Source organism: Mycolicibacterium celeriflavum (genome assembly GCF_010731795.1).
Lineage (GTDB): Bacteria > Actinomycetota > Actinomycetes > Mycobacteriales > Mycobacteriaceae > Mycobacterium > Mycobacterium celeriflavum.
Genome location: NZ_AP022591.1, coordinates 388,677 through 401,099 on the forward strand (window position 1 = coordinate 388,677; position 12,423 = coordinate 401,099).

A 12,423-nucleotide genomic window follows, 5' to 3' on the forward strand; every position below is an offset into this window, starting at 1 on the left:
TTCATCCGCAGTGGAGCTTCCGGCACCGGAAGGTCGACTCCACCGAGGTGTGCAGTCCCTCATCGACACGATCCGCTGCATGTGCGAAAATCCCACATATGGATGGGAAGGTACTTGGTGAGCGGATCGCCCAAGCACGCGGCGACCTCAACATCACGCAGGAACACCTCGCCAACCGTGTCGGTATCGAACGCACCGCCCTGGGCCGGATCGAGAAGGGCGAACGCAAGGTGTCCGCCGTGGAGCTGGTCAACCTCGCCGCGGCGCTGGAAGTCCCCTTGGCGTGGTTCGTGCGTGACCCGCTGCCGGCCGTGATAAGCCGCCGCACCGACGCGGCACCCTCCCACGAAGTGACCGCCCGACTGGACCGTCAACTGGAACTATTCTCCGGCGACGTGGCGTCGCTGCTCGCTTCCGGGGTGATTATCCCGGCCACCGACAAGCCTTCGTGGCGTACTCCGAGGACGCACTCCGAGGCCGAGCGGACCGCACGCGAGGTGCGCTCCCAACTCGGGGTGGACAACGGGCCGCTCCTCGGCTTGGCGGCTATCACCGAGCGGTTCGGCCTCTACTCGTGTTCCCTGGCGCTGGGCAACGGCGGCGCTGACGGCGCCCTCGTCGAAGTCGCTGAGGGTGTCGCGGCTGCGGTGATCGACGGGGATGCCCGGCCCGGGCGGCGGCGCATGTCGCTGGCGCACGAGCTTGGGCACTGGCTGTTCGGTGACCCGTACGATCTCGGCGCTGATGACACGGAGAAGAGGATCAACTCCTTCGCCGCGTACCTCTTGGCTCCCCGGTCGGGAGTCACCGCACTGTGGAACCAGCACCTTGGCGACTCGGTACGCGACCGGACGATACGGGTCGCCGCAGCGTTCCGGATGTCGTGGTCGGCGGTGATCCTGCACCTGCGCAACCTGGGTCAGATCAACGAGGATGAGTTCCGCTCGCTGGACGGCCGTATACCCGTCTCCGGGGAGTTCGCCAAGCTGGGCATCACACTGGACACCGAGGAGCTGAAGGCGCCGTCGCTGTCGCCGGGCATCACCGCGGCGATCATCGAGGCCTACGTGGACCGGCGGATGTCCGCGGCGCGGGTGGTGGAACTGCTCCGCGGCGGCCTTGATGCGGATGATCTTCCCGAGCAGCGTGTGGAGTCCGCCGCCGACTACGCGAGCCTGTGACGGTCGCCGACGACACCCGCTGGGTGATGGACACGTCCACCTTCACCCACTTCTGCCGTGCGAAACGCGAGGACGTGCTGCAGCGGCTCGCCCCTCAGGGACTGATCCTCATCCCCGACAGCGTCGATGTGGAGATCGGGCGTGGCCGGGACCTCGGCTACGACCTCCCCGACATCGACAGTCTCCCGTGGGTGGAGCGCGGCATTCTTACCGAGGACGAGCAGACCCTGCAGTTGCTGATCAAGGTCGATATGCCGTCGAAGCCGGGTGATGCTCCGACGAAGAATCTCGGTGAGTGTGCGGTGCTGGCGTGCGCCACGGAGCGTGGTATGACCGCGGTGATCGATGACCGCGACGCCAGGGTGCAGGCACGCGCTCGAGGGCTGCGCTTCGAGACCACCATGCACATCATCATCGAGGCGTACAAGCGCCTGGACGACATCGATACGGAGGCCGCGGAGCAGCTGTATGAGGCGCTGCTGGCGACCGACATGCGTTTGCCGCGGGTGGACAGCGTAATCGGGTGGGGCTACGCGATGGAGTTGTTGCCGGGGTAGCCATGGGTGATCTCGGCGAGGTGGTCAGTGCCGTGACACTCCGACCGCCTATCTCCACGATCGGCACCATGCCAGCAGGTTGAATGGATACGAGAATTCGGAGTTCCCGACGGCCGCAGTGACACGATCGGGTTTGGATCACGAGGAGCTGTCCATGCCCGAGAGCCGTCACCGCTACCTCTACGAGCGCCTGGGTGATCACGACTTCCAGCAGCTCGTCAACGCCCTGCTCGCCGCCCAGTTCCCCAACTTCACACCCATGGCGCTACGCCAGGCCGACGGCGGCATTGATGGACAGCGCAAGATCGATCCGTCGACCTTGCTGATCTACCAGGTCAAGTGGTCTGTCACCGGCTCGGAGAAGAACCCCGTCAGCTGGCTGGACGCCGTCGTGAAGAAGGAGCTGGACAACCTCCGGCGCCTGGCGAAGGAAGGTGTACGCCACTACGTCCTGGTGACGAACGTGCCGAGCACCGCCAAGCCTAAAACCGGCACCTTCGCCCAGCTGAACAAGAAGCTTGACGCGTACGCCGAGGAACTCGGCTTCAACGAGATGACGTGCATCTGGCGCGAGGCGCTCAACTCGTGGCTCGACAACTCCGAGGACTCGATCAAGTGGGCCTACGCCGACATGCTCGCCGGGTGGGATCTCATCCGGTTCCTGGTCGCCGAGCAGGTTGGGGCCACCAAGAACCAGGCAGAACGCAAGCTGATCCGACAGGTCGCCGCGTCGCAGTGGGATGACGACCAGCGGGTCAAGTTCAGCCAGGCTGACGTGGACCGGAAGAGGATGGTGGACCTCTTCGTCGACGTCACCGCCGAACTGGTGCACTCCCCGGAGAGAACCCGACTGCGACCGCGCTCCTCGAACGACCTCGGTGGCGCTGCCCATCACCTGCTGCATACGCCGGCACCCTTCACCCTGGTGCGAGGCGCTCCCGGGCAGGGCAAATCCACCCTCAGCCAGTACATCTGCCAGGCGCACCGCAGCGCGTTCATGCCCGAGTCGGAGCGGCCCAAAACGCTACCTGAGCTGGAGAAGCCTCGGTTCCCGATCCGGTTGGACTTGAGTGACTACGCGCTGTGGCTCGCCGGAAACGATGTGTGGGACCACTCCGACGACCGCAAGTCGAGGAAAGAGAAGGCGCGCAAGGGCGAGAAGGCAACCGTCGAGTGCTTCCTCGCCGACCTGATGACGCACGAAAGCGGTGGCATCACCGCCACTGCCGGCACGGTGCAGGGCATCTTCGAGCGGGTTCCCAGTCTCGTTGTGCTCGACGGACTCGATGAGGTCGGAAGCGCCAGCATCCGGCGTCGGGTCGTCGACAAGATCAACGCATTCGCCGGCCGGGGGAAGGCCTACGCCGAGCCGCTCAAGGTGGTCGTCACCACGCGCCCCAGCGCGGGTGAGCTTCCGGAGCCGGCGCCGGACAAGTTCGAGATCATCACGCTCAACCAGCTCACGGGCGATCAGCGGGCCGACTACTTGCGCAAGTGGTGCGCCGTCCGGGGGATCAGGAGCAAAGACGGCCGCGCGCTGCGGAGGAGCTTCAACGAGAAGAGCCGCGAGCCGTACCTCCACGAGCTCGCCGGCAACCCGATGCAGCTGACGATCCTGCTGGACCTCCTTCACCGGCAGGGCGCAGCCACACCCACGCAGCGGACCGACCTCTACGACACGTACGTCGACCTCCTCCTCGCCCGGGAGGCGAACAAGCACCCCAAGGCCGTTCGCGACCACAAGGAGGAGCTCCTCGAGATCATCCCGTTCCTCGGCTGGTACCTGCATGCGCACACCGAGGAATCGCAGATCAACGGCCGCATGAGCATCGACGACTTGAAGGCGGCGATGCGCCACTTCCAGCGCACCTACGGCAACCAAGAGTCGATCGTGAACGAGCTCTTCGAGGGCGTCAGCGACCGCCTGTGGGCGCTGACCAGCCAGGTGGACGGCACCTACGAGTTCGAGGTTCTCTCGCTCCGTGAGTACTTCGCCGCCCGATTCCTCTACCGCAACGCCGGCGAGGACAACCCCCACTTCGACAGCACAACCGTGCTTCAGGAGCTCCTACGCCGCCCGTACTGGCTCAACACCGCCAGGTTCTACGGCGGCAACGCGAAAGGCAGCGACGTCTACGTCCTGGCCGCCGGGATCGAACATGAGCTGACACACACACCGGCCTCCGCGTCGTACCTCGCCGCGTGGGCGCTCCTCACAGACGGCGTGTTCCAACGCCGACCTCACGAGGCCCGCAAGGTACTGACGGCACTCTGCTCGGATGTGGGGATCGCGATCCTGTTGTCCGCCTTCGACCGCCGCGACATCATGGCCCTGCCCGAGCTACCCAACCCCACGGACGGCGGTGCCGATCCGACCTGGTCGCGCCTGACGACGCTGATCACCAAGAACCCGAGTGACCGCGCCAACCCGCAGCGTGTGCGGGTGCTCCGAGAGCTGCTCAACCAGCGCAGCGAGTTCACGACGTGGTGGTACGGGCAGCTCACCGGAGCGATCGGCACGGACCAGCAGAACGCGTGGCTCGCGATCGGAGCCTGCTGCGAAGCCGGCGCCGGGATCACCGCGGACTTCGAGAACATGGACCTGTCCGACGGCGCCGCCGAACTCTTCCTCAGTACGGGCCTTGCCCCGGAGCCCGGAAGCTCGTTCGAGGCGGCGCTGCTCACCGCGGTGTTGAACGGCGAGTGCCCGTGCGTCACCTCGACCTGCTCCATGCCGGCGCAAGTGGCTGCGGCTCTGGCGCCCGGCGAGTTCCTGACCAGTTCAGCGACCGGGTTCATCTCCGGCGACGACTGGGCGAAGCGTCGTCGATCTGAGGCGATCAACCAGCTCAGGAAGGCCCGTTCGCCGTGGGAGGAGATCGGCAAGACGCGCGCGTTCAAGTCCGGTTACAAGGGCAACACCTTTCCGTGGGCGAACACCGCCACAGCGGTCCACGAGCACGTCGGACGTTGCTGGATCGCCTCGGAAATCGCCATCATCGGCGCCGCCTCACCGTTCAGGCTCGCGTACAGCAAGCGCGCCGAGGCAACGGCATTCGGGCCCACAGGTCACCCGTCCGAACTTCTTGCTCAGACACGAGCCGGTAGCGGCAACGTCGACTGGTGGCGCGAGCAGCTCAAGACCGTCGACGATGACCTCGGCCGAGCGGAGTGGGGGTTAGCGCTGTGGTGCGTCGCGGCGGGCCCGGCCGTATCCGAGCTGCTGCCGGAGCTCACGGTGGTTCTCGGGCAGCTCCCGGACTCGCGGCGGCGGACGGTGCTACGCGCGGCGGAGCAGATCGCGCGCTTCGGATGGTTGCAGAAGCGTCCAGTCACGGGCGACACCTCCGACGCGGAACTGGCCTCGCTCAACAAGCTTCGGGTGCCTGCAGCAGCAGCAGCAGAGCGCGGAAACGCGTCCGGTTCCGGCGATCAGACGACGGTGCCTTCGCTTCTCAGCGTTGCCCGATCCGGGCGGTGGCTCAAGGTGGACACCGAGGCGGTCTATCGATGAGCAAGTTACGTCAGCGACGTTTGGCGAGCATGCCGGTTGCGGTCCGCCCATCAGTAGTCCACCCAGTACTCCCTGCCCCGCAGGCAGACACGATTCAGCATCCTTACCAGACTCACTCGGAGCCCGCCGATAGGATTCCTACGACAGTCCTGGCGGGGTGGAAACGATTCGGGACGGTTGCCATTGGTCTGGCGGTAGTTACCGTTCACCTGGACCGGGTCGTACTTCTTGGATGTCCGGTCGAAGTCCTCGTTGCGAAAACGCACGGGATACGGGTGAATCCACTCCAGCTGACCGCGGTCGAGTCGAACACCTGCGACACACACGGTCTCCAGATACTTCTCGCTCGGGTTCGGTAGGTCAGAGCGGGTCGGTCGTTCGCTCATGCAGCTACCCCCAGAAGACCCCGTAAGTCCACCGTCGTACCAGGACAAGGGCGTTGAAGACTTCTCGATGCCGCTCAGGCACGGACTGCGGCGTACAGAAGAAACTGTGAATATGACAGTTAGCTCCACTAGATGGTTCAGCACACACTCGGCAACCTGCCGATCCGACCGTCATCGTGAATGCGAGCGTCAAGGGCGGGATCGGCGTCATAGCAGCCTCGATGTTGCTGCTCAGACCCAATGCTTCAGGAACCGCAAGTAGAACCCCGCGAATACCAGGACGATTCCGATGTTCACAATCACTCGCTCCAAGAAGTGGTGTCTAAAGAACAAGACGTCAATGCCTACCACGACGGCTGCCAGCGTGAGCACATAGAGCACGATGGCAGCTGGCCTTCTCATCCTTCTTGTTGTACTCGGGATCGGACCGCTCGCGCATTCCGCTGCGCGCTCCTCGCTGGATTTAGCGATTACGAGCTTCGGCGTGTCAGGTGATGCTCGGACTCACCGCTTGGGCGACGCTCATTTCACGATCACAGCCAAGCGCCCGATCGGGCGAGCGCTTCGATCTTGAACTCGCCAATCGATCTTTGAACCTCGTGCAGATGCAACCCCCGCTGTGCCCAGAGTGTGCCAAGACGCGCAGCAACGAGCCGTCAAGCGGTGGACGCGGTGACACAGCTGGGACTCATGACCTGGACATATCGACATCGCCGGCACTCACTGAGACGGTGGAGACGCTGCAAGGCAGCTTTACACACCAGCGGTCGGCGGTTCGATACCGTCCGCGCCCACTTCCATTTGACCCAGAGGGCTGTAGCGAGCTTTCGCCCGCGCTGATTATTCAGACCGTTTGAGTTCCGATTCGTGTGTCTCGACCAGCCACCGCGCGATGTCGATGACCTTCGTGTTGGTGTCCTGCGACGCCCTCGTGAGCATCCGAAACGCGTGCATTCCGTCGACGTTGTTGCGCTGCATCAGCAGTCCCTTGGCCTGACCGATCAGGTCGCGACTGTCTATTGCTCGCTGGAACTGAGATTCGGCAGCAACGGCGGCGAGCGCAACGGATGCGTGCTGTGCCAGCACTTCGCCGATTGCGATTGAGTCGTCGTCGAACCCGTTGGTTTCGTCGCCGTAGAGGTTGAGGGCCCCGAGACTGCCACCACGAACAAACAGCCGGAACGCAAGTATGCTACGGACGCCGCGTTCCGCGGCCGCCTTCGCGAAGCGCGGCCAACGCTCATCGGCGGTCACGTCGTCGATTTTGACCGTGTGGTGTTCGCGCAGTGCGCTCAGACACGGCCCCTGGTCAAAGGTGCTCTGCAAATCGTCGAGCTCAGCGACAATGCGATCGGTTGGAGCTCTGGACTCGACTCGGCGTCCTTCGATGAGGGAGATGCCTGCCCAGCGCGCACCCGGCACGACGTGAACCGCGCTGAGAACGACCTCGCCGAGCAACCCTTCGGGGTCCGATTGGCTTTCGAGTTCGATTGCGAGGTCGCCGAGAACTCGCGCGAGATCGCCTTCCGCGGACGGCTGCTGAGTGGCCACTGGGCCGACTGTAGGTCATCACGTGAGTCCCGAGCGGCGGTTCGGTACCGTCCGCGCCCACCTGGTCCAACCTCACACATTCGAACAGATCACCTTGTGAGACGCTCGCGGAGTGTTTGCGCCGACTGCACGCGTGGTGGGGATCGCCGCCGGGTGTGTCGCCGACGCCCTGTTCGGCGACCCTCGGCGCGGGCATCCGGTGGCGGTCTTCGGCAGCGCCGCAGCGGCTTTGGAGCAGCGCACCTACGCGGACGCACGCTCGGCCGGGGTGCTGCACACTGCCGCGCTGCTCGGCGCGCTGGCGGTGCTCGGAATGGCGGCGGACCACGTCGCCCGGCGCCGGGGTGCCGTTCCGGTCGCGGTCACCACGGCGGCAACGGTGTTCGTCGCGCTGGGCGGAACCTCGCTGGCCCGCGCCGGGAACCAGATGGCCCGGCAATTGGACAGCGGCGACGTCGCAGCAGCGAGACGGCTACTGCCCGCATTGTGCGGCCGCGATCCGGCGGTGCTCGACGAGGCCGGGCTAACCCGGGCGGCGGTGGAGTCGGTCGCGGAGAACACCTCGGACGCGCATGTGGCGCCGCTGCTGTGGGCGGCCCTCGGCGGGGTTCCCGCCGTGTTGGTCTATCGCGGCGCGAACACCCTCGACGCGATGATCGGCCACCGGTCCGCTCGCTATCTGCGGTTCGGTTGGGCGGCAGCGTGTTTCGACGATGTCGCGAACTACCTGGCCGCGCGTGCGACCGCGGTCCTGGTGGCCGCGTGCGCACCCGTGGTCGGCGGGTCTCCCGTTGCGGCGCTGCGCGCATGGCGGCGGGACGCGGGCCGTCATCCCAGCCCGAACGCCGGTGTGGCGGAAGCCGCCTTCGCGGGCGCGCTGGGGGTGCGGATCGGCGGGCCTACCCGGTACGCCGATCGGATGGAGATCCGGCCCACGCTCGGCGACGGTCCGCCGCCGCGGGTGGCCGATCTGCGGCGGGCGGTGCGGTTGTCGCGAGCCGTCCAAATCGCCGCCGCCGGTGCGGCGCTCGCGCTCAGCGCCGTCGGCCGTAACGGTCGGCGAGCTTGTCCTCCGCCGTGAGCGGCGCGTCGGGCGCAGCCTGCGCGGCCTCCTGCGCGGCCTTCTCCCGCCTGCGCTGGCGTAGCTCGGCATAGACGAAGTAGCCCAACCCGATCGGCGCGATGATGCCGAACGCTATCCACTGGATCCCGTACGACAGGAACGGTCCGGCGTCGAGATGTGGCAGCGGTATCGAGCCGAGCCCGCCGGGCTGCTCCGGCTCCAGCTGCAGATACGAACCGGCCAGCGGCACCCCGGTGATCGCCGAGATCTGCTCGGTGTTGATCGAATAGACCTGTTGGACGCCGTCCTGTCGGAACGGTTCCTTGCCCTGCGCCACCGACTCCGAGTCGCGTAACCGCGCGGCGATGGTCACCGTCTCGGCCGGCACGGGCGGAATCTCGGGCACCCCGGAGGCTTCCACCGGCCGGACGTAACCGCGGTCGACGAGAACGGTCGGCCCGCCGTCGACGGCGAACGGCACCAACACCTCGAACGCCGGTTCACCCTCCACCATTCGCAGCCGAGCGAGCACCTGGCCCTCCGGCAGGTAGCGACCCTCTGCGGTGACGCGTCGCCACTGCTCATCGGGCGCCGTTGAATCCTGCTGCGGCAGAAGCGATTCCACCGGCACCGGCTCGGCCGTCAACGAGTTCGCGATCTGCGCGTTCTCGCGTGAGGTCTTCGTGTTCTTGCCCAGCTGCCAAGGCGCGAGCACGGTGAAGCACAGATAGGCGAACGCGACCACCACCACGAACAGCGCCAGCCATGACGGCCGCAACAAGAACGTCCACCGGCGCATCAGCTCGCCAGCCCCCGACTTACGAGTTGCTCGTCGACCCAAACGTGGACACCCGGCAACGACGCTTCGATGACCGTGAAGACGGCCTCGAAGTCGGCGTGGTCGCCGTAGTAGGGGTCGTCGACGTCGAGGGGGTGGGCGACCGACCGCGGATCGAACGACCGAAGCATCCGGATCCGCTCGGTGGGCACGCCGAGATCCTTGAGTATCCGGACGTGGTTGCGGCCCAGTGCGATCACCAGATCGGCGGACATGTGGTCGTCGTCGACCTGGGCGGCGCGGTGCGCGGTCGGATAGCCGTGCTCACGCAGCACGTGGCTGGCCCGGCGGTCGGCGGGCTCACCGGCGTGCCAGCCACCGGTCCCGGCGCTGGACACCCGGACCACCTGGCCCAGGCCGCGTTCGCCGATCTGACGGGCGAACATCTTCTCCGCCATCGGAGACCGGCAGATGTTTCCCGAGCAGATGAACGTCACGTGCAGCGGTTCAGACACAGAGCACCTCACGAAGGTCAGCCACCGTCGCGACGTGCGCCACCGCAGGCGCGGCGGCCGGGCCGTCGAAATCGCCCTGTCCGTAACCCCATCCGACGACCACGGTGTCGATGCCGTGCGCGGCGGCGCCTTCGACGTCGTGGGAGCGGTCGCCGACCATCAGCGTGCGCTCCGGCAGGCTGCCCAGTTGGGCGAGCGCGTGTTCGACCACGTCGACCTTGGTGGCGCGTGAGCCGTCGACACTGGCGCCCGCGATCACCTCGAAACAGTCGGCGAGGCCGAAGTGGGCGAGGATTCGCCGTGCGGTCGGCTCTGCCTTCGACGTGGCCACCGCCAGCCTGACGCCGGCCGCGCGCAGGTCGCGCAGAAGCGCAGGGATACCGTCGAACACACGGTTCATCGCCCACCCGCGGGTGAGGTAGTCCGCGCGGTACGCCGCGATGGCGGCGTCGGTCTGATCACCGAGTCCGAGGCGGCGCAGGGTGTGATGCATCGGCGGGCCGACCACCATGTTGGCCAGGTCTCCGTCGGGTACCGCGGCGCCGACCGACCCGAGCGCATGGCGGAAACTCGAGACGATTCCCTGCGCCGAGTCGGTCAGGGTGCCGTCGAGGTCGAAGATCACCAGTTTGGGGCGGGTCGCCGTGGCGGTGGAGGCCAGTCCAGAGGACAGCGTGTCGGTCACGGGTCCATTCTCCCCGATCACAGAACCCCGCCGGGCGGCGCACTAGTGTCGTGATGTGGCGAGACCTTTGCGCGCAGCCGCGCGCTACCACGGCGACCAGGCCGCGGAGCCCGGGATGCTGGACTTCGCCGTCAATGTCCGCGCCGACGCGCCGCCGTCCTGGCTGGTCGACCGCCTCGCCTCCCGGTTGCCCGACCTCGCCCGGTACCCGGGTGCGGTCGACGTGGATCGGGCGCTCGCCGCGGTCGCAGGCCGGCACAAGCGCGACGTGGCCGAGGTCGCCCTGCTGGCCGGGGTCGCCGAGGGGTTCGCGCTGCTGGCACAGCTGCGGCCGCGACGGGCCGCCCTGATCGCGCCGTCGTTCACCGAACCGGAGGCGGCGCTGTCGGCGGCCGGGGTGCCGTTCGACCACGTGGTGCTCGAACCGCCGTACACCCTCAGCGCGGGCGCGGTGCCCGAGGACGCGGACCTCGTCGTGCTCGGCAACCCGACGAACCCCACGGGGGTCCTGCATGGCCGTGACGAGCTGCTGGCGTTGCGCCGGCCCGGGCGCACCGTGGTGGTCGACGAGGCGTTCGCCGACGCCGTTCCCGGTGAGCCGATGTCACTGGCCGCCGAGCCGCTGCCCGACGTGGTGGTGCTGCGCAGCCTGACCAAGACGTGGGCGTTGCCGGGGCTGCGGGTCGGATATGCGCTGGGCCCGGCCGATGTGCTGGCACGGTTGACGGCGCGACGGCCGCACTGGCCGGTCGGCACGCTTCAACTCGAGGCCATCGCCGCCTGCTGCGCACCCGAAGCGGTGGCGGAGGCCGACCGCGGCGCGCGGCGGCTGGTCGAGGTGCGCGCCGCGATGGTGGCGGGGTTGACTAGCATCGGCGTGCATGTCGTCAACGGTTCGGCCCCCTTCGTCCTGTTCTGTGTGCCGGATGCCGATTTGATGCGAAAACACCTGGACGGCAGAGGCATTGCCGTACGCCGCTGCGACACCTTCGTCGGGCTCGACGGCGGGTTCCTGCGCGCCGCCGTACGCCCGGAGTGGCCGGTGCTCGTCGAGGCGATGGCCGAGGTGCTGCGGTGAGCACGCGGCTGGCCGACATCATCGACGTGCTCGATGCGGCGTATCCGCCGGAGCTGGCACAGGACTGGGACTCGGTGGGGCTGGTCTGCGGCGACCCGTCGGACACCGTCGACACGGTCACGGTCGCCGTCGACGCGACCGCCGCGGTCGCCGCCGAGGTGCCCGATCGTGGACTGCTGCTGGCGCACCATCCGCTGCTGCTGCGCGGGGTCGACACCGTCGCGGCCAGCACCGCCAAGGGCGCCCTGATCCACCAGATGATCCGGACCGGCCGGGCGTTGTTCACCGCTCACACCAACGCCGACTCCGCTTCGCCTGGGGTCTCCGACGCGCTCGCCGAAACACTGGGCCTGGCCGTCGAGGAGGTGCTCGACCAGGCGGGTGGGGGATCCGACCTGGACAAGTGGGTCGTGTTCGTGCCCGCGGAGAACTCGGAGGCGCTGCGGGAAGCCATGTTCGCCGCCGGCGCCGGCCGCATCGGCGACTATTCCCACTGCTGCTGGACCACGACGGGCACCGGACAGTTCCTTCCCCACGACGGTGCGTCGCCGGCGATCGGTAGCGTCGGAGCGGTCGAACGGGTCCCCGAGGACCGGGTGGAGGTCATCGCCCCCGCGCGGTTGCGCGGGCGTGTGCTCGCCGCGATGCGAGACGCACATCCCTACGAGGAGCCCGCATTCGACATCTTCGCGCTGGCGCCGATCCCCGGGAATGCCGGGCTGGGAAGGGTCGGCGTGCTGGCCCGCCCGGAGTCGTTGTCGGCGTTCGTTTCCCGCGTTCGCGAGGCGCTGCCCGCCACGTCGTGGGGCGTGCGCGCATCGGGCGACCCGGAGGCGACGGTGTCGCGGGTCGCGGTGTGCGGCGGAGCGGGTGACTCGCTGCTCGGCGCCGTCGCCCGCCGCGGCGTGGACGCGTACGTGACGTCGGACCTGCGCCACCATCCCGCCGACGAACACCGACGCGCCTCCGAAGTGGCGCTGGTCGACGTCGCGCACTGGGCCAGTGAGTTCCCGTGGTGCCGTCAGGCCGCCGACCTATTGCGCGCGCACTTCGGCGATGCGCTGACCGTGCGGGTCTCCGACGTGCGCACCGACCCATGGAATGTCGAGAGTTGA

10 protein-coding genes are annotated in these 12,423 nt (G+C 67.5%); 6 read left to right on the forward strand and 4 right to left on the reverse strand.

The features are described 5' to 3' along the window. Nucleotides 1-98: 98 nt before the first annotated feature. From G6N18_RS01705 to G6N18_RS01715, 3 genes are all read left to right on the forward strand, one after another. Complete coding sequence (locus tag G6N18_RS01705; protein ID WP_083000798.1) at nucleotides 99-1,181, forward strand: helix-turn-helix domain-containing protein; 1,083 nt, start codon at nucleotides 99-101, stop codon at nucleotides 1,179-1,181. Further along, a complete protein-coding gene (locus G6N18_RS01710; RefSeq protein WP_083000797.1) occupies nucleotides 1,178-1,738 on the forward strand; it encodes a PIN domain-containing protein in 561 nt (186 codons plus the stop codon). The genes G6N18_RS01705 and G6N18_RS01710 overlap by 4 nt, the downstream gene beginning before the upstream one ends. Before the next feature lie 154 nt (nucleotides 1,739-1,892). Next, entirely contained in the window at nucleotides 1,893-5,252 is a 3,360-nt protein-coding gene (locus G6N18_RS01715; RefSeq protein ID WP_083000842.1) for an NACHT domain-containing protein, read from the forward strand. A 1,226-nt stretch (nucleotides 5,253-6,478) separates the two neighbouring features. On the opposite strand, the gene G6N18_RS01720 is transcribed toward G6N18_RS01715, so the two are convergent. Beyond that, on the reverse strand, nucleotides 6,479-7,189 hold the full coding sequence (locus G6N18_RS01720; RefSeq protein ID WP_083000795.1) for a GAF and ANTAR domain-containing protein: 711 nt from the start codon (nucleotides 7,187-7,189) through the stop codon (nucleotides 6,479-6,481). 112 nt (nucleotides 7,190-7,301) lie between these two features. On the opposite strand from G6N18_RS01720, the gene G6N18_RS01725 reads away from it, so the two are divergent. After that, a complete protein-coding gene (locus G6N18_RS01725; protein ID WP_083000793.1) occupies nucleotides 7,302-8,270 on the forward strand; it encodes a cobalamin biosynthesis protein in 969 nt (322 codons plus the stop codon). Here G6N18_RS01725 and G6N18_RS01730 read toward each other — a convergent pair. Genes G6N18_RS01730 through G6N18_RS01740 form a run of 3 tightly spaced genes read right to left on the reverse strand, consistent with a single transcriptional unit; the run spans nucleotide 8,224 to nucleotide 10,230 of the window. Further along, complete coding sequence (locus tag G6N18_RS01730) at nucleotides 8,224-9,051, reverse strand: SURF1 family cytochrome oxidase biogenesis protein (protein WP_083000791.1); 828 nt, start codon at nucleotides 9,049-9,051, stop codon at nucleotides 8,224-8,226. The two genes, G6N18_RS01725 and G6N18_RS01730, sit on opposite strands and share 47 nt — an antisense overlap. Next, on the reverse strand, nucleotides 9,051-9,545 hold the full coding sequence (locus tag G6N18_RS01735; protein ID WP_083000789.1) for a low molecular weight protein-tyrosine-phosphatase: 495 nt from the start codon (nucleotides 9,543-9,545) through the stop codon (nucleotides 9,051-9,053). Before G6N18_RS01735 ends, G6N18_RS01730 begins: the two co-directional genes overlap by 1 nt. Further along, complete coding sequence (locus G6N18_RS01740) at nucleotides 9,538-10,230, reverse strand: HAD-IA family hydrolase (protein ID WP_083000788.1); 693 nt, start codon at nucleotides 10,228-10,230, stop codon at nucleotides 9,538-9,540. Before G6N18_RS01740 ends, G6N18_RS01735 begins: the two co-directional genes overlap by 8 nt. A 115-nt stretch (nucleotides 10,231-10,345) precedes the next feature. On the opposite strand from G6N18_RS01740, the gene cobC reads away from it, so the two are divergent. Together cobC and G6N18_RS01750 are read left to right on the forward strand one after the other, a co-directional pair. Beyond that, nucleotides 10,346-11,308 carry an Rv2231c family histidinol phosphate aminotransferase CobC gene (gene cobC / locus G6N18_RS01745; RefSeq protein WP_234806120.1) on the forward strand — a complete coding sequence of 321 codons (963 nt, stop codon included), beginning with the start codon at nucleotides 10,346-10,348 and terminating at the stop codon, nucleotides 11,306-11,308. Continuing rightward, the gene (locus G6N18_RS01750; RefSeq protein ID WP_083000785.1) at nucleotides 11,305-12,423 is read left to right on the forward strand and encodes a Nif3-like dinuclear metal center hexameric protein; all 1,119 of its coding nucleotides are present in this window, start codon (nucleotides 11,305-11,307) and stop codon (nucleotides 12,421-12,423) included. Before cobC ends, G6N18_RS01750 begins: the two co-directional genes overlap by 4 nt.

Coding starts and splice junctions, on each gene's coding strand:
- G6N18_RS01705 (WP_083000798.1), top strand. CDS start 99: ATGGATGGGAAGGTACTTGGTGAGCGGATCGCCCAAGCACGCGGCGAC.
- G6N18_RS01715 (WP_083000842.1), top strand. CDS start 1,893: ATGCCCGAGAGCCGTCACCGCTACCTCTACGAGCGCCTGGGTGATCAC.
- G6N18_RS01730 (WP_083000791.1), bottom strand. CDS start 9,051: ATGCGCCGGTGGACGTTCTTGTTGCGGCCGTCATGGCTGGCGCTGTTC.
- cobC (WP_234806120.1), top strand. CDS start 10,346: ATGCTGGACTTCGCCGTCAATGTCCGCGCCGACGCGCCGCCGTCCTGG.